The organism is Roseimarinus sediminis (assembly GCF_050433125.1).
In the GTDB taxonomy this organism is placed as follows: domain Bacteria; phylum Bacteroidota; class Bacteroidia; order Bacteroidales; family Prolixibacteraceae; genus Roseimarinus; species Roseimarinus sediminis.
Genome location: NZ_JBNPXV010000003.1, coordinates 85,035 through 107,354 on the forward strand (window position 1 = coordinate 85,035; position 22,320 = coordinate 107,354).

A 22,320-nucleotide genomic window follows, 5' to 3' on the forward strand; every position below is an offset into this window, starting at 1 on the left:
AGCAACCGCTGCCACATCAGGCAAAAATAAACAGAAGTTGTTTAGCTTTTGACCTGTTTGAACAAAAAGAACTGACTGTAGTGAGTATGACGTTAAAATTCAATAAAACAGCAATCATGAATCACGACATAGATTCAATAATTTAATGCATCCTGGCCTTCATCGAAGTTTTACTGCTGTTCGCTGAAGCTGTTTTACCAAACCTTCCAATAAACTGTTCTTCGTTCTGATAAACAGCACTAAAATCGTTCCCTTCGACCATGATAAATTTCGATTTGGAATGCATATTCACCAGGAACAAACCTCGTATCGCATTCTGCGAATTCCAAAGCGCGTTACAAAGCACACTGCTGCTTACTTCGTTTCCACCTGTTAAAGCCTTCAGTGCATCGATTGTCAGGTCTGCACTTCCTGTTGCATAAAGCATCGCAGGCTGTTCCTGCAGAATATAGTTATAGAAGGGTGAGCTTAATGAATGATTAAAAAATGAAGCACTTTCAATCGCAATGAGTTTAAATGAGTTGCTTTTTCTGAATGCATCCGTAGTAAATAACGCCTCGTGCCCGTCACTCAGCAAGAGCGTTACGGTACATCCATTGCGTAACAAATCCTTTACAAGCGGAAACATCACAAGCGCACCGTCGCCTTTTGCAACGCATAATACATGTTGATTACCAAGCGTTGGAAGGTGCGGATTCTGAAAAACACTGAGTGCTTCAATCCGATCGCCTACAGCCAGCGATGCTGGCATGCTGCCACGTGGCATGATGAACCGGACGGTTTCGTTTCGAATTTCATCAATTACAGCATAGAAGAAGTTGTTGGCTGTTCCGGATTTGAATTGGATCCAGGCACCTGGTTTTACTGATTTAAACCTTTCACTTCGATTGATGCTAAGCTGGTTAATATCTGAGGTCAGTTTCTTAATGGCTATAATCAGATTCATAATTTTCAGTTTTAAGGGCCTAAATTTAGAACAAAGCCGGCAAGTTATTTTACGATTTTCATAGAATCGGAAAAAGAACAATCCAAAATCAGTAAAACACCTAAGGTCGCTTTCAGTTTTATCATAAAGTAATGAACATAAACCCCCAATTGTAAAAATGATTTTGCATTTTTGTGAGCTGTGCTGTATGATCAAATCAATTGAACTATGGAGAAAATTGCTTCAACTGAGAAACGCTGGCCCGTGCTGCTAACCACCATGTTTGCCTCGTTCATGAATCCTTTCATGCTGGCGGCTGTGAACATTGGCTTACCCGACATACAGGAACAGTTTAATTGCAGTGCCACCACGCTGAGCTGGATCACCAACTCGTTTTTACTGGCCAATGCCATGGTACTGTTACCATTAAGTAAAGCAGCCGACATCTGGGGACGCGTCAGGTTTTTTAAAATTGGTTTGTACCTGTTTACCTTGTTTTCACTTTTGGCCGCCTTCAGCCCCAACATCACACTGCTCATAACCATGAGAGTTTTTCAGGGTGCAGGAGCCGCACTGATGCATGTAACCGGACTGGCTATTCTCACCGAAACCTATCCTGCCAATAAGCGCGGTGTTGCTTTGGGAATTAACATTGGTGCCGTTTATACAGGTTTATCGCTGGGTCCCTTTGTAGGTGGAATGCTGACTCAGCTGGGTGGCTGGCAGCTAATTTTTCTTGCAGTGGTTCCTTTGGGCCTTGCCTCCATTGTTATGGCCCATGTAAACCTGCGCAATGTACTTTCTTCACTTCAAAAACACGCTTTCGATTATCAGGGAAGTATCATTTATGTTCTTGCCATTTTTGCCTTCATTTATGGCGGAGGGAAAATTAAGACAACTCCGGGTTTGCTCATCTGGCTTGGCGGTATTGTATTGATGGTCTTCTTTTTCATCTTCGAAAAGCAACGCGAAACACCTATTTTAAATGTAAAACTGCTTCAGAACAACCGTCGTTTCACCTTCTCGAACATTGCAGCCTTTATTCATTATTCGGCTACCTTTGGTGTCTCATTTTTGCTTAGTCTTTATCTTCAGTATTCTAAGGGAATGACTCCCGGTGAAGCCGGACTGGCACTGGTTATTCAACCGTTGATTATGGCCGTCACAGCACCGCTTACCGGCCGTTTGAGTGATAAAATTGAACCTGGCACCATTGCCTCGGCCGGCTTGCTGCTAACCTTTGTTTCGCTGGCGGGAATGGTTCTGCTCAACACACAGTCATCGCTCACCTTCATTGTAATTTTACTTGCGATTCTGGGGCTGGGCTTCGGCCTTTTCACTTCGCCCAACACCAATGCCATCATGAGTTCGGTTGACAGGAAAAACCTGGGTATTGCTTCGGGAATCAATGCCACCATGCGGGTTTTTGGTCAAACCATTAGTATGATGATGGCCACTATTTTCATTTCAATCTACCTTGACAAATCAGTACTCTCGGCTTCCAATACAGGCCAGCTGGTCAAAAGTATGCACCTCTACTTTATTTTCTTCTCGGTATTAAGCCTGGCAGGAATCTGGTTCTCGTTGCAACGCAACAAGTCATCGAAACAGTAACACAGGTTACCGCCAAAAATCGGCCGTTGACCTATTAACCAATCAGCTTCCGGGTATGAAATAGCAATTTCACGAAAAATTTTCAGGCAATTTGCAACCCTTAAAATTTCATACTGTCTATAAAATCGGAAACTGAAGTCATTGGGAACACAAAAAGACATACACCAGGCGTTGATCGAAGCCAGCAAGCATGGCGATAACAGAGCAAGGCGACAGCTGTACGAACTGTATGCACGGGCCATGTTCAACATTTGCCTTCGCATGATGAAAAAGCGCGAAGATGCTGAAGACATGCTACAAGAAGCTTTTATTCAAGCCTTTAACCGGCTCGACAGCTTCAGGTACGACGCAACATTTGGTGCATGGCTCAAACGCATTGTCATCAATACCTGCATCAATGCAATCAATAAACGCAGGGTTGATCTGATGCTGACCGATAACGTGTACCACTTTGACCAGCGTAACGAAGAAGATGAAAGCACCGATTTGCCGCTGACAAGCAGCGACGTAAAAAAGGCCATGGAACAACTGCCCGAAGGCGGACGAATCATTTTTTCGCTTTACCTGCTCGAGGGCTACGACCATGTTGAAATTGCACAAATACTGGGCATTACCGAATCAACTTCGAAATCGCAGTACATGCGTGCAAAACGAAAAGTTTATGAAATTTTAAAGGAGAAATATTATGAAGAAGCTTGAAGATTTCATGCGCAGTCACAGGGACGAATTCGATTCAGAACTCCCATCTCCGCAATTATGGGAAAAAATTGAATCGGGGCTCGAGAAGTCAGCTCCCCGAAAACGCAGCGCTCTTTGGAAAATAAGTGCAGCCATTGCTGCCGTGCTTGTGCTTGCCTTTGTGGCCAACTTCCTTCTTAAACCAGAACAATCAAGGATGCAGAAATATGCCGGAATATCAGATCCGGAACTGATCAACCTTCTCGAAACCGAAGCTTATTATTCTAAAAAAGTATCGGTTCAGTTGAAAGAGATCAACAAATGCTACAACATTTATCCTGAACTGAAAATGGATATTGAATCGGACCTCAACGAGTTGGACAATATGTACAAAGAACTCGAAAACGATTTGAACGACAACCTGTACAACCGTGAAGTAATTGAAGCCATGATTCAAAATAACCGTTTGCGCCTTGAGTTGGTCGACAGAGTGCTCGATCAGATTAACTGTTAATAAGAAAAGCTATGAAATTTAAAATATTATATTTCACAACAGTACTGTTCATCTCTGCTTTGATGGCATTGTTCAGTTCAAATCGGGCTTACGCACAGGTTACCGAATCGCGTACACTCACCAAAGGCTTTGAAGTGGATAAAAGCACCATCGTCGACATTGAAAATAAATATGGCGATGTAAGTATCGAAACCTGGGATAAGGATTCGGTATGGGTAGAAATTGTGTACGAAGTATCGGAAAAAAACTACGACCGGCTCGATAAAAAAATGAAGGAGATCAGTTTTGAACTGACCCAGTCGGGCCATTATGTAGTCGTCAGCACCATCATCGGCAGCACCCGCAACATGTTGTTGGGAGAGATTAACAAACTAAAGGAAAGTATTGGCATGGCTGAATCGCAGGTTAAAATCGACATTCGCATCAGCCTTCCCGATCAGCTCGACCTGCGCATTAAAAACAAATTTGGCAACATTTACCTCGACGATTACAATGGAGATGTAAGCATCAACCTGTCGAACGGAAGACTCAAAGCCCACGACCTGACAGGATACAGCAACCTCACCATCAGCTTTTCGGATGCCATCATCAACAGCATCGATACCGGTTCGCTCGAAATATATTACAGCGAAATGAACCTGACTGCTGCCCGTAAACTGCGCATTACCAGCAAAACATCCGACATCACCATTACCGAAGTAAAACAAATGCTGGTTAATTCATCGCGCGATGACTACCGCATCAGAATGATCGCTGATTTCGAAACACAGGCCAGTTGGACCGATTTTGCCATTACCGAATTCAGCAAACAATCGGATATTAAAATGAATTACGGTGAACTCACCATCGAAAAGATTCAGCCAACAATGGAACAAATCGTCATCGATGCCCGGTCGACCAAAATCAACCTCTTCTTCTCGAACAACATGGATGTTAATTTTGATATCATCACCGACCGGGATCTGAATTTGCCCATGGAAGCCACCATCGATTCGACAGTTCAAATGAATACCGAAGACAAGGTAATGCGCTATATCGGACGCACAGGAAACATTGATATAGAAAGCCCTACAGTGATACTTAAAACAGAATCGGCCGATATCAGCATCCTCAAACGATAAAAGATTGCAACCCTTAGCCAGGGTTGTTGTCTCTACTAATGAAAACACAAAGAATTATGAAAACACTTCTAAAAAACACTTTCCTGTTACTTCTTTTAACAGGCTTACTCAACAGTTGCTTTGTCGATGTGATAGAATTTGGCAATGGCGAATTGATTGAAGAAAGCAGATCCATCCCTGAATTTGATGCCATTCATGTGGCCGGGAGTATGCATGTATATTTTGAATACGCTGAAAATCCCGAAGTATTGGTGAGTTGTGAATCCAACTTAATGCAGTACATCGAAACAGCGGTATCCGACACCGAACTTATCATCCGCACTCCATTCAATGTAAGTGTCAGACCCACCAAAACCATCGAAGTATATGTAAAAGGGCCTTACATTGATGAACTCCGTTTATCAGGTTCAGGCATGATTTACAGCAGCGACGTAATTGAAGCCCCTACGCTTGAACTAAAAGTATCGGGTTCGGGAGAGATGGATGTTGCTTTCGAAGGCGAAGAATTGTTCACCAAAATTTCAGGTTCGGGCGACTTATATGCCAATGCCTATTGCAGCTATGTCTCGGGCACTATATCAGGCTCAGGCCGTTTGACACTTGAGGGGGCAGCCACCGATGCTGAATGCCAGATTTCGGGTTCGGGAAAAATATTAGGCTATGACTTCCCGGTGGAAACAGCCGACCTGAAAATCAGTGGATCGGGCGATGCCTTCGTCCATGTTCACGATTACCTTTATGCCGATATCAGTGGCAGTGGCAGTATTCACTACCTTGGTGATGCTTTGATTCATACGCGTATTTCCGGATCGGGAAAAATCATTGACGAGAACTAAATTTTGAAACGATAAATGATTGAAAAATGAAGCAACTTTTATTCATCATACTTTTTCTTACTTCCTTTTCGAGCATAAAAGCACAACAGTTTAACCGGGCGATCGGAGTAAGACTGGGCCCTTACAACAGTTTGTTTTTTGACCAGCAAAACGACGATCTATCGAATTATCGCTTTATGCTCAGCTGGAGAGAAAACGGCAAACAATTCACAGCCATGAAGTATTACATGCGCTACGACTTCGAGGGATTGCCAGAATTTCTTTCATTTTATTACGGATTCGGAGCCCATGCAGGCTATGTAAAATGGGATCAGCGCATTGTTGACGACAGAGGTTACTACTGGGATAAACGTTCGGCACCAGTTGCCGGTCTCGATGGCCTGGTTGGTATATCGTATGATTTTGATAAAATACCCATTTCTATTATCTGCGATGTTAAACCTTCGTTCGATCTCTGGGGCCCGAAGCTTTTTAAAATGAATCCCTTTGATGCCGCCCTGGGAGTGGTTTACACTTTTTAGAAACGACACCTTAATCAATAAATAGCCAGAAAACACAACTTATAATTTTGCTTATCAGTATGGATGGCCGCACATTCAAAGGTTAGAACGAGGCGCTTTCCATTGCTAGCTAAGCGAGTAAATCAAAACGAAAAATGAAACGAGCCATGTGAAATACATTTCACTCACAGGCAAATGTTCCGTCAGCTGACGGATGGCGAGTTCCATACGGGTAGCCAGAAAATTCAATGAAAACAATCTTGATCCAACAGGTAATTAGCAACTTAAGAAATATAAACAGATGAAAACATTACTTATCATTTCAATCGCCCTGATGTCAATGATACCGGGGCATGCACAAAAAACCATCAAAATCGATAACATCAACGATCAGCAAATCAAAACCGTATTTCAAAGTAACAAGCGGGATGGTTTTTACGGATCGATCTCAAGCGGATACTCTCCCATCGACGGCAAGCACGGCCTTGTTTTTTCATCACGAGGCAGCTGGATCATGGATCATTGGTTTGCCGTTGGAATTGGCGGCACCGGCTTTGTGAACAATGTCGATCAATTGAGTGCCGATTTAAGCGGATATCTGGCAAGCGACGAAACAGGTTTGGCAGGGGGCTATGGTGGTATCTATCTGGAGCCCATGCTTGGCCCTTTAAAACCGGTACATCTTAGTTTTCCTGTCTTATTTGGGGCAGGTGGACTAAGCTCGTACACCACCTATCATCATACCTATTATGATATTGAAGATTACTTTTTTGTAATTGAACCCGGTATTGAGCTCGAGGTGAACTTCACCCGCTGGTTGCGGGTTGCCGCTTTCACCACCTACCGTTTTACCTCCGACATCAACATCGAAAATGTAAACAGCAATGCGCTGCGTACCTGGTCGGCGGGTCTTAACTTCAAGGTTGGTTTATTTTAGTTTCCCTTCAATTCCTCATTCATACCTCTCCCGTTGACATGAAAGTGTCAGCGGGATTTTTTTGTTAAATGGATTACATTAAAAAATAATCGCCCATTTCTGTTACATTTGCAGCTTTATCAGTAACCTCATGGAAAATCAGCATCCTGTAAAGTTGTACGGCGCCATTTTGTTGGCCATGGTATGTTTTGCCCTGTCGTTTGTATGGTTCAAAGTGGCCAATATATCGTACGGACCGCTCACCATTGTTTTTTTCAGGCTACTCATTTCCACCTCCATTTTGTTTGTTTTTACCAAACTCACCCGCAAATTGATTCTTCCCGATAAAAAAGACCTGAAATACCTCTTGCTCATGGCCTTTTTCGAACCCTTTCTCTATTTCATGGGTGAAAGTTTTGGCTTACAATACCTCTCATCGACCGTTGCTGCAGTAATTATTGCTACCATTCCGCTGGTAGCACCTCTTGCGGCGCTTGCTTTTTATGGCGAACGCATCACCTTGCGCAACATCATGGGAATCATGATCTCATTTTTTGGCGTAACCCTGGTAATTTATGAAGTTGGAGTGGGACTCAGCGCATCGCCAATTGGTGTTGCCCTGCAGTTTACGGCAGTAATAGCAGCTGTGGGATATACCGTTGTTTTGCAAAAAGTGTCAAACAGGATGAACAACCTTTCCATTATATTGATGCAGAACATTATTGGTTCGATTTATTTTTTCCCCTTCTGGCTGATATTTGAGAAGAATCGTTTTGTATCCACTCCATTCAATCCCGATGCCATGCTTGCCATTGTTTATCTGGCCATTTTTGCATCTACACTGGCTTTTATTTTCTTCACCTACAGTGTCAGGCACCTTGGAATTACAAAAGCCAATATGTTTACCAATACCATTCCGGTTTTCACGGCCATTTTCGCCTGGATCATACTGGGCGACACACTGAATGTACAAAAGATTGCCGGTATCATGGTTGTGATAAGCGGATTGTTCATGGCTCAGGTACGATTTAAAAAGAAAGCGGGAGGTCCCGACCCCATTCCCCGAACCTGATCATTCATTTTAACAGGAACAAAGCATGCACCCGATCACCTATAAAACACCAGCAGAACTAAAGGCCCTGGTCAAGAAACAGGACAAAGCCCATAAAGCCTTTTTCAAAAAACTGAAAAAGATGAAAGCAGGTGAACTCGATCATCATTTTCACCGTTTGCATGAAGAAGCCTTCGATCAGTTCAACTGTCTCGACTGTGCCAATTGCTGCAGCTCAATTAGTCCGATTGTTACGGAAAAAGACATTGACCGGCTGGCCAGGCACTTTAAACAAAAACCCGGCGATTTGATCGAACAATACCTTTACATGGATGATGAAGGTGACTATGTATTTAAACAAAGTCCCTGCCCGTTTCTGATGTCTGATAATTATTGCATGGTATACGAAAACAGGCCCAAAGCCTGTCGTGAATATCCACATACCGACCGGCGAAAGATGGTACAGATTCTTAATCTGACACGAAAAAACTGTGAAGTATGCCCGGTTGTGTACGAACTGGTCGAGGAACTCAAATCAACCATTAATAAATAAGCGATCTCAGTTTCTTGTTTTCGGGCCCAAAGCCGAAACCAAAATAAAAACAAGTAGCGAGGCAGTTACGCCGAACACATTTTCGTTTAAACCCAAGGGAAGACTTACTTTCCAGAAAATCAGCATCAGGGTAGTACCACCCCCTGCGATCATCGACAAAATGGCTGCCGTACTGTTCAGCTTCTTAAAAAAGAGGGCTGCCAGCACCGGTACGAAAAGTCCTGAAACCATAAAGGCATACGACAAAAGCATCAATTCGAGCACATTGGGTATTTTCAATGCAATCAATACTGCAATGGCGCCAATCACAAAAGTGAGCAATTGTGAGAATTTTATGGCCTTCGGATGCTTGGGATTGATACGAAGAATATCGGTCTGGAAATTTCCGCTCGAAGCCATCAGGCAACTGTCGGAAGTTGACATGATGGCAGAAAAATACACTGCCAGAATAACACCGGTAAAGCCTGCCGGAAGAATGGTTTTCAATAAAAGCGGCACCCCGATTTCGGGGTCGAAGGCCTCAAGACTTTCATAAGCCGGGAAGTAACCTTCGCCAAAAGCAACCCGGGCATACAGCCCCAGAATTACTCCGGTAAAAGCCATCACCGGATATTCGAACAGACCGGCAATAAACCAGGCCTTTTTGGCCGTTTTTTCATCGCGCGAAGCATATATTCGCTGGTAGAGTGTCATCCCGATAAACCAAATGGGAATAATGGTAATTCCCCAATTCACCAACTGTTGCCAGCTAACATTGCTCAGGCTCATGAATTCATCAGGCAGCTTAGCCTGTATGGCCGAAAAGCCACCCAGCTCATGCATACTAAATGGAATACCAACAAAAATAAGTCCGGCCAGCAATACAATCCATTGAATGGTATCGGTATAAATTACGGCTTTAATACCACCTGCAAAAGTGTAAACAACAGCTACAACCCCCATCACAATCAACGCAATGTTCAGGTTAAGACCATTGATGGTTGTCGATGCCAGCTTGGCCCCGGCCAGCAGCTGGGAACTGGTAAAGCCCAGGTAACCAACTGCCGAAACCACGCCGGCAATAAAACTTACCCGTTTATTGTACCTCAATTCGAGAAATTGGGGAAAGCTGTGCAATTTGTGTTTTTTGGTGTAGCGGGCAATAACGGGAACCATAATCACTCCGCTAAGCCAGGCACCAACCAGTCCGGTAAAAAGCAGCCACGACCCCGACAAGCCCATGATGAAACCAAGACCTCCCAGACCGATGGAAAAACCTCCTCCCACATCGGTGGCCACCACCGACAAACCGATGTGCCAATGATTCATGTTACGACTTCCTACAAAATAATCATCAACCGTTTTATTTCGGCGCATGAAGTAAAAGCCAAACCACAACATTAACACGAGGTAAACTCCAAAAATCAAATAGTCTATCAAATGCATAAAAGAAAACTTTAATCCTGTCGCAGGTCTTCAGCAGGAATCATTGATTCGGAAATCTCTTCACCTCGTGAAAATTTATCATAAACAGCACATTTTTGCCACCAGCGCGGGCCGTTGTTGCAATAAATATTTTTTACAAGAAACAGGGGTTGTTTCAATTGAACAAGCCCCTGGTAAATATGACATTGACTGGCGAACTTACATCTTCGTCCCATACTTCGGTCATTCATATTATTAAATGTATTTATACAGAATATTCATACTTTCGATACCACCTGCAATGTTTGTATTGTTGATAAGGGTTCCGGCATAGCTGTATCCGGCACCCAGGAAAGTTTTATTCATTGGGATTGAATGCAGTCTGGCCAGGGTAAAGAGCGTTTTGAAATTCTTTTTCCGCATATCATCTTCCATAAAATGCAGCAGCAGTTTCGAAAGTCCTAAACCCCGTGCCGATGGCAACACCGCAAAGTCGGTCATTTCAGCATTTTGATTTTCCCTGTCCATTTCAGCCGAAGAGATACTTTTCAGTTTTCCATCGATGAACACGCCATAGTAGCAGATATGTTCATCCATGGTTTGCTTAATATAGCCGGCATTGTGTACCGGAAAAGGGTAAGTTGAAAAGACTTCCTTAAAGATGGCTGTCATTTCTTCAGCATCTCCATGATTCAGCTCCCTGATATCGTACTTCGCTTCTTTAACACTGAGCTGCTTTTTCTCCGATGGCTCATAATTATCGAGCACTTCGTTGAATTTCTCGAGTGGTTCGGGATCAAAAATCGCCCGGTCGACACTCAAAAAGCGGGAAACGAAGCAACAATCTTCTTCTCCTTTAAAAAATCGCGGAACGGTACATTCTACCTTATAACCACTGCTTAAAAATACAGGAAGTAGTTTTTTAGGGGCCTTTCCGATTACCTTGGTATAACCACAGCTCATTGCTTTCCGGGTTATTTCATCGACCAGATCGATGCCTCCCTGCTCGGGAAACTTCATGATGTAAAGCCGATCGTTAAACTTGCCGTGATGTATGGTTGCTTCTTTAAATATTTCTACTTTATCCATCTGTTCTTTTTTCAATTCTTTCACTTCAGTTGGGTATACTTCTGTTTTATCCATCTGTTCTCCTTTCCATTCTTTCATTTCCGTTAGGTATTAATGAAATTGAATCATCGGAATCGCTTAACAATTTCTCGATTCCAGTTGATGCATATTCTTCCGAAGCATCGAGATTTAGTTCCAGATCGCATGCTTCACAATTCCTGTCACAATAACGAGGTTCGTAGGAATCAGGTTCCTTGTAAGTGGTTATCACTCCTTCATAATTTCTCAATACCACTTTGTTGGTACTCCACGAAATAATGTAGTTGGGCATGATAGGAATTTTACCACCGCCGCCAGGGGCATCAATAACATAGGTTGGTACGGCAAAACCACTGGTATGACCAATAAGGCTTTCCATTATTTCGATTCCCTTGCCTACCGGTGTTCTGAAATGAGACAGTCCCTCCGACAGGTCACACTGATACAGGTAATAAGGTCTGACGCGGTTTTTCACCAAGGTTTGAACGAGCTTTTTCATAATCCTCGGACAATCGTTGATATCGGCCAGCAATACTGACTGATTACCAAGAGGAATGCCGGCATTGGCCAATTTGGCAAGCGATTCACGCGCCGAGGCGCTGAGTTCACGCGGGTGATTGAAATGGGTATTGATCCAAATAGGATGGTATTTTTTAAGCACATCGAGCAAACCATCGGTAATACGGTAGGGCAATACCACCGGCATACGGGTACCAATTCTGATCACCTCGACATGTTCAATTTTTGTCAGCTCCGACAACAACCAGTCGATCATGCTGTCCGATAGCATAAAAGGGTCTCCTCCCGAAAGCAATACGTCGCGAACCTGCGGCTGCGATTTAATGTATTCGATACCCTTTATCATTTGGGCCTTTGAAGGAATGAAGTCAATATCTCCCACTTTGCGTTTGCGCGTGCAATGCCTGCAATACATCGAGCATACATTGCTCACATGAAACAATACCCGGTCGGGATAACGATGTGTAATCCCCTCAACCGGACTGTCCTTGTCTTCGGCCAGCGGATCGGAATATTCCGACTTATCAATGGTCATTTCACGGACATCGGCAAACGATTGCTTAAATACAGGGTCGTGCTGATAGTTGTCAACATCAATTAAGGACAAATAATAGGGAGTGATTGATAATGGGAATTTTTCAAGCGTTGTGTTTAAATTATTTCTTTCATCATCGCTAAACTTGATTCCCGTTACTTTCTCAAATTGTTCTATTGTTTGAATAGAATGCTTTAATTGCCATTTCCAGTCCTTCCAGTTTTTTAATGTTGTCTCTTCCTCAATTCGCCGAGCAATGCTCTGCTGATTTTCAGTGAAAATTTGCATATTGATAAAATTAGTTTCTATGCGAACAAAAATACAAAAAGATATTTAACTCATAAAATAAAACTTTGATACAGCCGCATACCGCGATAAATTTCATTCTAACAACAAAGAAAATATGCACTGTATATCAGACATATCAACCCTTGCATCAATGATGTTAAAAAAAGGCTATGAATAAGCAGGATTCCTGCACAGATGAATGGATGGCAGGATAAGCAGCAGGAATTCTTAAGGTCAATAAAGATCTTATTCAACTTCAAAAACACTGAAACAAACCTAAACTACAACAACTTGAACACCATTTATGGTTCAAAATAAATTGACTTTTAAGGAAACGATTCTATAGAACCTGTTTCGATCCAAAGAAAGCATTTGATCTTTTTGAATTCAAATTACCAGTTCGTCGGTCATCGCTTCCGAAGCATCCAGTTCAGAGATTTGAAGCAGCAGCACAAGTTTTTCGAGCAATTCTACAATTTCGCTCACTTCCGAAGGATTCATCTTTTGAAGTTTGGTATTCATGCGGTCGTGCATCAGTGGCGGAATACGCTTAAGCAACTGATCGCCATAGGCAGTCAGAATTAATTTGGTAACACGCTTATCGCCCGATTTTGGCAATTTTGCAATAAGTCCCTTCTTTTCAAGCCGCTGCACAATGCCACTGGCCGTACTCGAGTTTAGATTCAGAAATGATTTGATTTCGCTTTGTGTTGACTGCTGATTGGGGCAGTTGCTGAGATAATTCAGACACAAAACCTGAGGAATACTAACTCCATAGTCCTTTTGAATACGTTTCGATTCAAGATTGATTGAACGAACGATTTTTCGAATATTAATAAGGATATCTGTTGAATCCATGCGTGTGAAAATATTTGTGCAAAATTAACTTACTTCACATAAAAAGCAAAAATACTTTGAATGACCATTCATTGAAGCGAGCTGAATGCTTGTCGGTTCCAACTTTTTTTATAGATTTGCCTGCAATGAGAATCAGTCGCAAACATACCAACTATCTGAAGGTGCTGGGTTTTTTCACCCTGCTGGGCTTGATGGTACTACTCAATAGCCAGATGGGAAGCGACAAGCAAAACGAACAGGAAAATTCGACTCAGCTGGTATCAGAAGTAAGCAAGCACGAGGGACTGGCCCCGTTAACTGCAAAGGTACCGGGCCACACCGAACGATCGATTCCCATTAAGCTGATTTCCAATCCAAATTCTGTTTTTCTTGTATTTGTGAATTACAGTTATGAATTCAAAGCGAAATACAGAATAGTGTATCAGAAGAAAAAATTTTTACAATATTATGGCAGGCTACAAAAGGTTTTCATTAGTGAATACCTGCTTAGTGCGCGAAATAAAGACATTAAGTGATCATATGCTTCCAATTCAGAATTGATCATTAACTTATGTATAATCAATTCTTTTTAAAGCTTTTTACTGAATGAATGAGATGGCCGGGAAAAACAAAGCGACCATCTCATTCTGTTTTATGCCAGTGTTTTTAATTTTTCATTTTACTCCTCATAATAAAAATTTATCTTTGGCGTTATTGGTACTATGACCTGCAGACAGGTAATTCAACAACAATAGCACCCTGAATACAGAAGCACCCCTGCATCGTTTAGTTGGTTTGGTGTTGGTTTAAACTAAGTTTTGATCGAATGTAAACATCGACGACCGATGTATTTATAAGCCGCAAAAATGAAGTATTTTCTAATATTGCTTGTATTGATTTTTGGTTTTCAGCAAGGAATGGCCCAGTTTGGAGGTGCTTCAACCTACGATTTTCTGAACCTCACTTCTTCGGCACGCATCAATGCCCTTGGAGGAAACCAGGTAGGAATGATCGATGAAGATGAGCTGAGTTTTACTTATTACAACCCGGCAAGCCTGATGCCTCAAATGCACAACAGCATTTCGATGAATTACATCGATTACATTGCCGATGTAAAAATTGGTTATGCAGCCTATGCGCGCCACTTTGATAAAGCCGGTACCTTTGCCACCGGAATTCAGTACATCAACTATGGAGTTTTTAAACGTGCCGACGAAAACGGTACACTTAACGGCACCTTTACAGCCGGCGATTATGCCCTTAACATTACCTACGCCCGTCATATCTGGAACAACATCACAGCCGGCCTCAACCTGAAACCAATTTATTCGACTTACGATGCTTATAATTCATTCGGACTGGGGGCTGATTTTGGCCTGTCCTATTCCGATTCATCAGGGAACTTCAATGCCGGAATTGTAGCCAAAAATTTTGGAACACAAATTACAACCTATGGCCCCGAAAAGGAACCCCTGCCCTTTGATCTTCAGGCCGGCTTTTCCCAAAGGCTTGCCCACGCCCCCTTTCGCTTCAGTGTTACCTTACATAATTTAATCAATTGGGAATTGAGCGACAAGGCAACCTGGGATTTCGATCACAAGCAGGAAAATGAATTCGTTATCGGACGTTCCGACGACATGATCAAACAGTTCATGCGCCATGTAATTTTTGGTGTTGAATTTATTCCATCCGAGAATTTTTTAATTGGTATCGGCTATAATTACCAACGCCGTGAAGAATTAAAATATGGAGATACCCCCGGCGCCATCGGCTTATCGGGAGGATTTACCGTTAAAGTATCTAAATTCAGGGTTTCGTATGCCATTGCCAGCTACCACCTGAGTGGTACCTCCAACATCTTTTCTGTCAGTACCAACCTCAACGAATTTACCGACTAAGATGGTTCAGCACTTGAACTGCTGACAGTTTACAGCGTGACTGAAATCGGTACAATTGAACGAAAGCATTATCTTTGCACAAATTTTAGCACATGCATCATCAAAAAATTATCATAGCAGTCGATGGACATTCATCGTGCGGAAAAAGCACCTTGTCGAAAGCACTGGCCCGCAAACTGAAATACAACTACATCGATACCGGAGCCATGTACCGGGCAGTAACACTTTATGCCATGCGACACCAACTGGCAGCCAAGGGTCAAGTTGATGAGAAAGCGCTTGTTGCAGCCCTGCCCGACATTCATATCTCTTTCGAGTTCAATGCAAAGGAGCAGAAAAGCGATACCTGCCTGAATGGTGAAAATGTTGAAAATAAAATCAGGGAATTGGGGGTTTCGGCCTATGTAAGTCCGGTAGCCACAATTAAGGAAGTACGTCAATCCATGGTACAACAACAACAGCTCATGGGAGAGCAAAAAGGCATTGTAATGGACGGACGCGATATAGGCACCGTGGTTTTTCCCAATGCCGAACTGAAACTTTTCATGACCGCTTCGCCCGAAGTGAGGGCCCGACGCAGGTACGACGAACTGATTCAAAAAGGACAAGATGTTTCATTTGATGAAGTTTTAAAGAACATTGAAGAACGCGATCACATCGATTCCAACCGCAGAGAGAGTCCGCTTCGAAAGGCAGCCGATGCACTGGTGCTCGACAACAGCCACATGAGTCGCGAAGAACAACTGCAATGGGTGCTTGAAAAGGCAGAAGAAGTTATGACGCTTAAATTCACTTAAGCTATGAACGTGCAAAGTTCATAAAAACTGAAGCATCAAAAAATAAAGAGGCGTGAAGATTGAAATTGATAAAGGTTCGGGATTTTGCTTTGGCGTGCGTCGTGCAATTCAGCAAGCTGAAGAAGAGCTTGGCAAAGGGGAAAACCTGAACTGTCTGGGCGATATCGTTCACAATCACGAAGAAGTGGACCGGCTTTCCGACATGGGCATGAACACTATCGACAAGGAAGCGCTCGACAAGATCGAAAATCAGACAGTACTACTTCGCTCTCATGGCGAGCCACCATCGACCTACCAAACACTCAAACAGAACAACAACCGCATTATTGATGCCACCTGCCCGGTGGTACTCAAACTGCAAAAGAGGGTTGAAAAGAGCTATCATCAGATGGCAGAACAGAACGGTCAGTTACTCATCTTTGGAAAAAAAGGTCACCCCGAAGTTGAAGGGCTGAACGGACAAACAGGCAATAAAGCCCTTGTTATAAGCAGCATTGACGACCTCAATCAAGTAGATTATTCACGACCTGTAGAACTGTATTCACAGACCACCATGCCGCTCGATGGCTTTGATGAAATAAAAAATGAAATTGAAAAACGTGCCATGAATCAGGTCATCATTCATGACACCATTTGCCGGCAGGTAGCCAACCGTGTGCCTCATTTAAAAGTATTCGCAAAGCAGTACGATGTAATACTGTTTGTAAGCGGAAAAAAAAGCTCCAACGGGAAGCTGCTTTACCAAGTTTGTAAAAATGAAAATCTCCATACTCATTTCATCTCCAGTTCCGGGGAAATCGACACTACCTGGTTTGCTGAAGCACAAAGCATTGGGATATGTGGCGCCACCTCTACACCGCAATGGCTCATGGAAAATGTAGCAGACTATCTACACGATCATTTTCAAAACAACTGATCATCCTATGAGTTCTTTTCTTTCGGATATATTTCATTCAACGCTGAAACTTCATAACTTACAGAAAAAACAATGAAGCGGATTGAATTGATCATTGGTGATATTACAAAACTGGAAGTTGATGCCATTGTCAATGCAGCCAACACCAGTCTGTTGGGAGGCGGAGGTGTCGACGGAGCCATTCACCGTGCAGCCGGACCAAAATTGCTTGACGAATGCCGGGAACTAAAAGGTTGTGCTACCGGCGATGCCAAAATTACCAAAGCCTGGATGCTCCCCTCAAAATATGTAATTCATGCTGTTGGTCCGGTGTGGACCGATGGTTTACACGACGAAGCACAACTGCTGATGTCGTGCTACAATAGAAGTCTGAAAATAGCTGTAAAACAAGGTCTTCAAAGTATCGCCTTTCCCTGCATCAGTACGGGCGTTTACCGTTTTCCCAAGGAAAAAGCAGCCATCATAGCGCTTGAAACCATCCAGGACTTTCTGCGCAGTAACAAGCAAATCGACAAGGTCATACTGTGTACCTTCGACGAGGAGAACTATCAGCTGTACTCCCGACTGCTTACTCATTAAAAAGCTCTTCGAGCGCACCAAAATAATCTTCGTCCCAACCGACCGAAATATTATCAAAAGCCTCATCGGGAATATTGCTGTGCCTGAGTTCTATGTTGGTATAGTTTTTCTCGGGGTGAAGTCTGATAAGTACCTTCGACTCCAACTCATCGAAATACCAAATTTGCTCAATCAGCCGATCTTTTTCAAAGCGCACATTACGTCCCGAAATGGCACCGTCCCACATCGAAAACTCGGTGTCGGGTTCGGCCTTAAAAACGGTTTTTTCGCCCGTCCAGATTTCAATCATCACGGGATTGGTCAGGGCATTGTAAACATCGGCTGGTGAAGCGAAAAGCTTGTAATACTTTTTTATCGATTGCATTCTGGTAATTTTTCTTTCAATTTACGGTTTTTATTTTCCGCTTACAAGACTAAAACTTATATGCCGCGCCGAGTGTTATGAACTCTTTAAGCTGTAAGCGGGTTCCACTTTGAGCCACCCCTTCATCGTCGGTCCACTCCGATTTAATCGACTTATCATAAATAAAATGAAAGTTGATTTGAGTGGTAATGTACTGATTTACCTTGAAATTAATCGAAGTCTCCGTATCAAAGTCGGGCAACTTCACAAACTGCCATTCATCATCGACAAAACCAAAATTAAAGAACAAGCTGTTCTTTGTCGACAGGCTTATATTCTCCATGATCTCCTTCGAAAAATTAATTCTTCCGGTCATACCAATACGGCTGTTGCGTGTTTCACCTTCCTTGATACCAAACTTTGTTTCATCAACCCGGGGGTGAGTTACAAAGGTTGTTTTCACCGAAAGGGGAGACAAGAAAGCAGAAAACTGCTTGTTGGGCTTGTAATCGAACCCTCCTGAAAAGGTTAAATAGGCCGGTGCAAAAAAGCCGGAATTGGGGTTTTCTTCCCGATTGTTTTTATAGCCCAGAAAAAGCTGGGTTTTAAAGTTGGCTTCGGCTGAATAGTACCACTTATTAATTGCCGAAAGACCAAAACGGGAGTTAAATTCAATGTTGTCGGAGTTTTTATGCCACGAACGGAGGGCATCGTCGTTCTCTTCCATGTAATAAATAAAGCCCAGTTTGGCATCGACCCCATTTTCCCATTTCACTTTCTTTTTCGAGAGATTCGCAAAATAATTAAAGGTTGAAAGTGTACTGGCTGAACTGGTTCCCCCTTTTGACCAGTACTGATTGATGAAGGTCTGGGTAAAGCCTGAATAAGCACGGCCTCCCAAAGACCATGGACTTAAAACCGGTTTGCGGGTATGCACCTTGCGCAAGCCAGATTCAAACACCTGCGACGAACTCAATTTGTTTACTTCGAGCGTTTCGCGGTGGGTTAAACGTGACAAATTCACCGCTTCGTCGACCAGCAGGCGCAGTGTATGCTTGTCGAGGTTTTCAACCCTGATACCAATGGAGTCGTTTTGTGCATTCTTTAAATAGATCCATTCAAACCATACCCCATCGTTTTGCAAATGCAGCGTGGTCGCTTCATCGTATAAATTGTAAACAGTGAGTTGGTTGGGCATGCGATGCACATAAGTAACCAGCGAATTCAGCTTTCTTTTGAATTCTAAATTCATGGCCTTCGTTACAGAATCGTTGAAATGCGTAAGTACCTGCTTGTTTTTCCGGTTCACAGCATCGAAATAAATCTGCTTCAGTGAATCGGCATATTCATTTTGCCTTTCAATGCGGTACTGCTGTGTTACCGAATCACGAAATGCAGTAATCAGCGAATCGTTATACTGCATTCTGGCATGATCGAGAAAAGCAGCGACCAAACTATCGGCATGTTTTACCTTGCGCTGATTGCGCGTGTGTGCTGCCTCATCGATGATTTCTTGTATTGAATCGGGATAAGATACAATCGACTCGGTAATAAGTTGTTCCTTATTGCCCGAACTTATAAGTGGAAGTTTGGAATAAATGCCCAGGAATTGTTCTTCAGGAACGACAATCGAGTGCAAGGGCAAATCGTGATCAACCTGTTTCCCGATACCGGATATCCCTTTGGCTATCTGAATTGAATCGATGTAACCCGGTATATTCTGTTTATCAGGAATATCGTCAATTTCCCTTAGCCAAAAATGATCAAGGCTGTCGCTTGCTTTGTTCAGTTCAACCAGCACAGTGTCGACAGGTGCATTTTCAATGTATTGGATCAGTTCAAGCATTTTGCGATACGAATCAGCATCGACCGGCTTCCATTCCTTCGAATAAAGAATCGACTTCACCTGCTGTAAGTCAGCCTGTACGGTATCAGCCACAATCCGCTTTGCGGCATGTGTGTTTAAACCATTAAAAAAGAAAGCGATGAAAAGTAAAAAAACAATAATAATTGACTTCATATTGATTAACGAGACTTTATAACAGAAAACTTAACAACAAGCTGTTTATTGCCACTTAGAGAAAGGATTTTTTGACAGACTGAAATTATAGTAACGTACATCAGTACTTACTTCGTCTCCAATCCAGCCTGGCTTTTCAAAAGCTTCCATTTCGCTTTCAAGTTCAATTTCAGCGACTACCAAACCGGCATTTTCACCCTCAAAAACATCAATTTCCCAGGTTTTTCCATTCAAATCGAGCAGGTAACGGGTTTTCTCAACCACGGCCCCTTCCCTAAGTTCCATCAATTGCACCACATCATCGAAGGGAATCTCATATTCAAATTCATCGCGACTTATGCCGTGCAGATTTCCTTTAATGGTAAGCATGGCCCGGTTTCCGGCCATACGCACGCGAATCACTTTTCCGGGATCAACCGACAAATAGGCTTGTTTCATTTTAACCGGAGTTCCCTCAAAATTCCAGTCTTTCACATCGATTAAGAACTTTCTTTCAATCTCTTTTGCCATTTCAGTTTTTTATCAGATCGCGTATTTCCAACAGATTTGTTTCAAGCTGGTGCATCTTACGCGCCATAAATTCATACATTTCTTCCCAGTCACCCTGCCGATGAACATCTACTCCTTCGAGTTCAGTGTAAATACGTGCTACCTCCTGCCCCGACTCCCGGGTATAAGCATAGTCCCAAACCAGTCCACCTTCAAATCCTTCTTCCAGTAAAGCTTTAAACTGTGTTAACTTTTCAAACATGGCCAGCCGTTCATCTTCACTTCGATGCAACAACTCAAGCACTACTTTGACACCACTGCGGCCAACATCAAACTTCATGTGAACATGGTTCACTCCTGTTCGATGCAAGAGCCATTTTTTTCGTTTACCCTTCAAAAAAGGCATTCTGCTGCAAAATAAGCTGAATCCTGACCAAAAATTAATGATTAACTGCTTCTTTTCCTCTCTGGAGTACACTTCTCTTTTTTTTACAAAAATACCAGACGCGTAGATGAACAGCAAAAAAGATGCCGTCAAAATAGAAAAAGGGAAAAAAAAGTACCCGGTCTTAATGTAAATTTCAGATACTACAACTTAGCTCCCACAGAATCATCATATAACAGGCTTGCTAAAAATTTTAAAGAAAGCTTTTACCGGTTAACGGCCTGAATAATTTCTGTAACAATGTCAGACTATTGTTCAATATCGGCAAGCGACATATACATGTAAACGGCAAAAGTAGCCAGCCAGTGAGTACCTGCATAGTTATCGGAAATAACATTGGGAAGGGCTTCGGCTGCATGGCGGTAACCCGCCTGCCACAAATCACTGTGCGTTTTCGAATCGTCGGGAAGGGCCTTTGCCAGCTCAAACAGACACCAGGCACGGCTCAGGTTCAATCCGTCGAGATGCACCCCCTTGGGATCGTTGCGGTCGGCAACAACTGCCGGGTAGGTAATGGCATAAGGAAGTTCAGGCAGGAAGTTCCTGAACCAGCGTACAAAGTCCTCACGGTTTAAAACACGTCGCATCAGGTCGGCTTCAATGAGCGAAGGAGAAAAGAAATCATCGCCCTCGGGCTCCCACGAAGCCGGGATATTCCGGTCGTTCAGGTAATAAAACCGGGCCCTCTCAATCAGAAAGGCTTCAAATTCAACATCCCCGGTAGCCCGGGCAAAGTCGATGGCAAAGGCAATTCCGAAAGCCGTGTTTTCATGCACACCCCGTCGTACCGGGTAATATAAACCCGGCAAATAACTATAATATTGGTCTCTGATTACTTCGGCCAGTGGCAGCAAATTGTTCAGCCAGCGTTTCTCATGGCTGCTGCTTCCATTGGCCAGCTCTGCAGTTAGTTGAAGCAACCAGGCCCATCCATACGGACGCTCAAAACTGCTGCGCCCCCCGGTTTTGAAGTATTCAATTTCGGCCGCAATGTTCACTGCACTTAAATTACGGTCGATGGCCTCGATGATCTGATCGCTTTCAGGCATATTGGGAAATTGCTGCAACATTTTCACCAGCAACCAATGACCATGTACCGAAGAATGCCAGTCGAAACAGCCATAAAACGCCGGATGCAGTTCCGCAGGAGAAGCCACATCATTATCCGACTGCAATACATGCGACAGCTTATTGGGATACTCCGTTTCGATGCACGAGAAAGCCAGCGATGAAAACTTGGCGGCACTCTCTATGGTGAAAGGAGGAATAATCATTTGTGAATTCTGGGCTGGTAAAACCAATACCGAAAGAATAAACAGGATCAGCAGGTAAAGCAATCGAATCATTGTTTCTGTTTTATAAATGCTTTTAAAATTAACAAAACTTTCAAAAAAAAGCCCTGCCTGACTTTTAAAATCAGAAAGGGCTTTTTTAT

The 22,320-nt window shown here is 43.0% G+C and carries 25 protein-coding genes; 14 read left to right on the top strand and 11 right to left on the bottom strand.

Annotated features, from left to right (window positions below; translation table 11 throughout):
* Nucleotides 1–142: 142 nt before the first annotated feature.
* Nucleotides 143–946: a hypothetical protein gene (locus FHS86_RS04985; protein ID WP_429411765.1), complete on the bottom strand. Its 804-nt coding sequence runs from the start codon at nucleotides 944–946 to the stop codon at nucleotides 143–145.
* 207 nt (nucleotides 947–1,153) lie between these two features.
* Between FHS86_RS04985 and FHS86_RS04990 the strand changes: the two genes are divergently transcribed.
* From FHS86_RS04990 to FHS86_RS05030, 9 genes are all read left to right on the top strand, one after another.
* Nucleotides 1,154–2,539 carry an MFS transporter gene (locus FHS86_RS04990; RefSeq protein ID WP_429411767.1) on the top strand — a complete coding sequence of 462 codons (1,386 nt, stop codon included), beginning with the start codon at nucleotides 1,154–1,156 and terminating at the stop codon, nucleotides 2,537–2,539.
* A gap of 141 nt (nucleotides 2,540–2,680) precedes the next feature.
* The gene (locus FHS86_RS04995; RefSeq protein WP_429411768.1) at nucleotides 2,681–3,238 is read left to right on the top strand and encodes an RNA polymerase sigma factor; all 558 of its coding nucleotides are present in this window, start codon (nucleotides 2,681–2,683) and stop codon (nucleotides 3,236–3,238) included.
* Nucleotides 3,225–3,731, top strand: a complete 507-nt coding sequence (locus FHS86_RS05000) for a hypothetical protein (protein ID WP_429411770.1) — start codon at nucleotides 3,225–3,227, stop codon at nucleotides 3,729–3,731. Before FHS86_RS04995 ends, FHS86_RS05000 begins: the two co-directional genes overlap by 14 nt.
* 11 nt (nucleotides 3,732–3,742) lie before the next feature.
* On the top strand, nucleotides 3,743–4,852 hold the full coding sequence (locus tag FHS86_RS05005; RefSeq protein WP_429411772.1) for a hypothetical protein: 1,110 nt from the start codon (nucleotides 3,743–3,745) through the stop codon (nucleotides 4,850–4,852).
* A gap of 56 nt (nucleotides 4,853–4,908) precedes the next feature.
* Nucleotides 4,909–5,688, top strand: a complete 780-nt coding sequence (locus tag FHS86_RS05010) for a head GIN domain-containing protein (protein WP_429411774.1) — start codon at nucleotides 4,909–4,911, stop codon at nucleotides 5,686–5,688.
* A 26-nt stretch (nucleotides 5,689–5,714) separates the two neighbouring features.
* Complete coding sequence (locus FHS86_RS05015) at nucleotides 5,715–6,209, top strand: hypothetical protein (RefSeq protein ID WP_429411775.1); 495 nt, start codon at nucleotides 5,715–5,717, stop codon at nucleotides 6,207–6,209.
* A gap of 280 nt (nucleotides 6,210–6,489) precedes the next feature.
* Nucleotides 6,490–7,125 (top strand): hypothetical protein, encoded by a 636-nt coding sequence (locus tag FHS86_RS05020; protein ID WP_429411777.1) that lies wholly within the window; start codon nucleotides 6,490–6,492, stop codon nucleotides 7,123–7,125.
* Between the two features lie 130 nt (nucleotides 7,126–7,255).
* Entirely contained in the window at nucleotides 7,256–8,176 is a 921-nt protein-coding gene (locus tag FHS86_RS05025; RefSeq protein WP_429411779.1) for a DMT family transporter, read from the top strand.
* A 25-nt stretch (nucleotides 8,177–8,201) separates the two neighbouring features.
* The gene (locus tag FHS86_RS05030) at nucleotides 8,202–8,708 is read left to right on the top strand and encodes a YkgJ family cysteine cluster protein (RefSeq protein WP_429411781.1); all 507 of its coding nucleotides are present in this window, start codon (nucleotides 8,202–8,204) and stop codon (nucleotides 8,706–8,708) included.
* A gap of 6 nt (nucleotides 8,709–8,714) precedes the next feature.
* Here the strand turns inward: FHS86_RS05030 and FHS86_RS05035 are convergent, their stop codons facing one another.
* The 5 genes from FHS86_RS05035 to FHS86_RS05055 all read right to left on the bottom strand — a co-directional run bounded on the left by FHS86_RS05035 (nucleotide 8,715) and on the right by FHS86_RS05055 (nucleotide 13,419).
* Nucleotides 8,715–10,133, bottom strand: coding sequence for a sodium:solute symporter family protein (locus FHS86_RS05035; protein WP_429411783.1), 1,419 nt, complete (start codon nucleotides 10,131–10,133; stop codon nucleotides 8,715–8,717).
* Between the two features lie 11 nt (nucleotides 10,134–10,144).
* Nucleotides 10,145–10,363 (bottom strand): hypothetical protein, encoded by a 219-nt coding sequence (locus FHS86_RS05040; RefSeq protein ID WP_429411785.1) that lies wholly within the window; start codon nucleotides 10,361–10,363, stop codon nucleotides 10,145–10,147.
* A gap of 4 nt (nucleotides 10,364–10,367) precedes the next feature.
* Nucleotides 10,368–11,279, bottom strand: a complete 912-nt coding sequence (gene ablB / locus FHS86_RS05045; RefSeq protein ID WP_429411786.1) for a putative beta-lysine N-acetyltransferase — start codon at nucleotides 11,277–11,279, stop codon at nucleotides 10,368–10,370.
* Nucleotides 11,248–12,561 (bottom strand): lysine 2,3-aminomutase, encoded by a 1,314-nt coding sequence (gene kamA, locus FHS86_RS05050; RefSeq protein WP_429411788.1) that lies wholly within the window; start codon nucleotides 12,559–12,561, stop codon nucleotides 11,248–11,250. The genes ablB and kamA overlap by 32 nt, the downstream gene beginning before the upstream one ends.
* A gap of 387 nt (nucleotides 12,562–12,948) precedes the next feature.
* Nucleotides 12,949–13,419: a MarR family winged helix-turn-helix transcriptional regulator gene (locus tag FHS86_RS05055; RefSeq protein WP_429411790.1), complete on the bottom strand. Its 471-nt coding sequence runs from the start codon at nucleotides 13,417–13,419 to the stop codon at nucleotides 12,949–12,951.
* A gap of 125 nt (nucleotides 13,420–13,544) precedes the next feature.
* Here FHS86_RS05055 and FHS86_RS05060 point away from each other — a divergent pair, with 125 nt between their 5' ends.
* From FHS86_RS05060 to FHS86_RS05080, 5 genes are all read left to right on the top strand, one after another.
* Complete coding sequence (locus tag FHS86_RS05060) at nucleotides 13,545–13,934, top strand: hypothetical protein (RefSeq protein ID WP_429411792.1); 390 nt, start codon at nucleotides 13,545–13,547, stop codon at nucleotides 13,932–13,934.
* 330 nt (nucleotides 13,935–14,264) lie between these two features.
* A complete protein-coding gene (gene porQ, locus FHS86_RS05065; protein ID WP_429411793.1) occupies nucleotides 14,265–15,296 on the top strand; it encodes a type IX secretion system protein PorQ in 1,032 nt (343 codons plus the stop codon).
* Between the two features lie 92 nt (nucleotides 15,297–15,388).
* Complete coding sequence (gene cmk, locus FHS86_RS05070; protein WP_429411795.1) at nucleotides 15,389–16,093, top strand: (d)CMP kinase; 705 nt, start codon at nucleotides 15,389–15,391, stop codon at nucleotides 16,091–16,093.
* Between the two features lie 52 nt (nucleotides 16,094–16,145).
* Nucleotides 16,146–17,009 carry a 4-hydroxy-3-methylbut-2-enyl diphosphate reductase gene (locus FHS86_RS05075; protein WP_429411797.1) on the top strand — a complete coding sequence of 288 codons (864 nt, stop codon included), beginning with the start codon at nucleotides 16,146–16,148 and terminating at the stop codon, nucleotides 17,007–17,009.
* 72 nt (nucleotides 17,010–17,081) lie between these two features.
* Nucleotides 17,082–17,588: an O-acetyl-ADP-ribose deacetylase gene (locus tag FHS86_RS05080; RefSeq protein ID WP_429411798.1), complete on the top strand. Its 507-nt coding sequence runs from the start codon at nucleotides 17,082–17,084 to the stop codon at nucleotides 17,586–17,588.
* On the opposite strand, the gene FHS86_RS05085 is transcribed toward FHS86_RS05080, so the two are convergent.
* From FHS86_RS05085 to FHS86_RS05105, 5 genes are all read right to left on the bottom strand, one after another.
* Complete coding sequence (locus tag FHS86_RS05085; protein WP_429411800.1) at nucleotides 17,578–17,952, bottom strand: SRPBCC domain-containing protein; 375 nt, start codon at nucleotides 17,950–17,952, stop codon at nucleotides 17,578–17,580. The genes FHS86_RS05080 and FHS86_RS05085 overlap by 11 nt on opposite strands.
* A gap of 49 nt (nucleotides 17,953–18,001) precedes the next feature.
* Nucleotides 18,002–19,951, bottom strand: a complete 1,950-nt coding sequence (locus FHS86_RS05090) for a DUF3078 domain-containing protein (protein WP_429411802.1) — start codon at nucleotides 19,949–19,951, stop codon at nucleotides 18,002–18,004.
* A 45-nt stretch (nucleotides 19,952–19,996) separates the two neighbouring features.
* A complete protein-coding gene (locus tag FHS86_RS05095) occupies nucleotides 19,997–20,461 on the bottom strand; it encodes a CYTH domain-containing protein (RefSeq protein ID WP_429411804.1) in 465 nt (154 codons plus the stop codon).
* A 1-nt stretch (nucleotide 20,462) separates the two neighbouring features.
* Nucleotides 20,463–20,918 (bottom strand): DUF4268 domain-containing protein, encoded by a 456-nt coding sequence (locus FHS86_RS05100; RefSeq protein WP_429411806.1) that lies wholly within the window; start codon nucleotides 20,916–20,918, stop codon nucleotides 20,463–20,465.
* A 215-nt stretch (nucleotides 20,919–21,133) separates the two neighbouring features.
* Entirely contained in the window at nucleotides 21,134–22,231 is a 1,098-nt protein-coding gene (locus FHS86_RS05105) for a DUF2891 domain-containing protein (protein ID WP_429411808.1), read from the bottom strand.
* Between the last annotated feature and the right edge of the window lie 89 nt (nucleotides 22,232–22,320).

What these genes read in the sequence shown, in the direction of transcription:
- FHS86_RS04985 (WP_429411765.1), bottom strand. Translation starts at nt 946, where the DNA reads ATGAATCTGATTATAGCCATTAAGAAACTGACCTCAGATATTAACCAG.
- FHS86_RS04990 (WP_429411767.1), top strand. Translation starts at nt 1,154, where the DNA reads ATGGAGAAAATTGCTTCAACTGAGAAACGCTGGCCCGTGCTGCTAACC.
- FHS86_RS05000 (WP_429411770.1), top strand. Translation starts at nt 3,225, where the DNA reads ATGAAGAAGCTTGAAGATTTCATGCGCAGTCACAGGGACGAATTCGAT.
- FHS86_RS05005 (WP_429411772.1), top strand. Translation starts at nt 3,743, where the DNA reads ATGAAATTTAAAATATTATATTTCACAACAGTACTGTTCATCTCTGCT.
- FHS86_RS05010 (WP_429411774.1), top strand. Translation starts at nt 4,909, where the DNA reads ATGAAAACACTTCTAAAAAACACTTTCCTGTTACTTCTTTTAACAGGC.
- FHS86_RS05015 (WP_429411775.1), top strand. Translation starts at nt 5,715, where the DNA reads ATGAAGCAACTTTTATTCATCATACTTTTTCTTACTTCCTTTTCGAGC.
- FHS86_RS05020 (WP_429411777.1), top strand. Translation starts at nt 6,490, where the DNA reads ATGAAAACATTACTTATCATTTCAATCGCCCTGATGTCAATGATACCG.
- FHS86_RS05025 (WP_429411779.1), top strand. Translation starts at nt 7,256, where the DNA reads ATGGAAAATCAGCATCCTGTAAAGTTGTACGGCGCCATTTTGTTGGCC.
- FHS86_RS05030 (WP_429411781.1), top strand. Translation starts at nt 8,202, where the DNA reads ATGCACCCGATCACCTATAAAACACCAGCAGAACTAAAGGCCCTGGTC.
- FHS86_RS05035 (WP_429411783.1), bottom strand. Translation starts at nt 10,133, where the DNA reads ATGCATTTGATAGACTATTTGATTTTTGGAGTTTACCTCGTGTTAATG.
- FHS86_RS05040 (WP_429411785.1), bottom strand. Translation starts at nt 10,363, where the DNA reads ATGAATGACCGAAGTATGGGACGAAGATGTAAGTTCGCCAGTCAATGT.
- ablB (WP_429411786.1), bottom strand. Translation starts at nt 11,279, where the DNA reads ATGAAAGAATGGAAAGGAGAACAGATGGATAAAACAGAAGTATACCCA.
- kamA (WP_429411788.1), bottom strand. Translation starts at nt 12,561, where the DNA reads ATGCAAATTTTCACTGAAAATCAGCAGAGCATTGCTCGGCGAATTGAG.
- FHS86_RS05055 (WP_429411790.1), bottom strand. Translation starts at nt 13,419, where the DNA reads ATGGATTCAACAGATATCCTTATTAATATTCGAAAAATCGTTCGTTCA.
- FHS86_RS05060 (WP_429411792.1), top strand. Translation starts at nt 13,545, where the DNA reads ATGAGAATCAGTCGCAAACATACCAACTATCTGAAGGTGCTGGGTTTT.
- porQ (WP_429411793.1), top strand. Translation starts at nt 14,265, where the DNA reads ATGAAGTATTTTCTAATATTGCTTGTATTGATTTTTGGTTTTCAGCAA.
- cmk (WP_429411795.1), top strand. Translation starts at nt 15,389, where the DNA reads ATGCATCATCAAAAAATTATCATAGCAGTCGATGGACATTCATCGTGC.
- FHS86_RS05080 (WP_429411798.1), top strand. Translation starts at nt 17,082, where the DNA reads ATGAAGCGGATTGAATTGATCATTGGTGATATTACAAAACTGGAAGTT.
- FHS86_RS05085 (WP_429411800.1), bottom strand. Translation starts at nt 17,952, where the DNA reads ATGCAATCGATAAAAAAGTATTACAAGCTTTTCGCTTCACCAGCCGAT.
- FHS86_RS05090 (WP_429411802.1), bottom strand. Translation starts at nt 19,951, where the DNA reads ATGAAGTCAATTATTATTGTTTTTTTACTTTTCATCGCTTTCTTTTTT.
- FHS86_RS05095 (WP_429411804.1), bottom strand. Translation starts at nt 20,461, where the DNA reads ATGGCAAAAGAGATTGAAAGAAAGTTCTTAATCGATGTGAAAGACTGG.
- FHS86_RS05105 (WP_429411808.1), bottom strand. Translation starts at nt 22,231, where the DNA reads ATGATTCGATTGCTTTACCTGCTGATCCTGTTTATTCTTTCGGTATTG.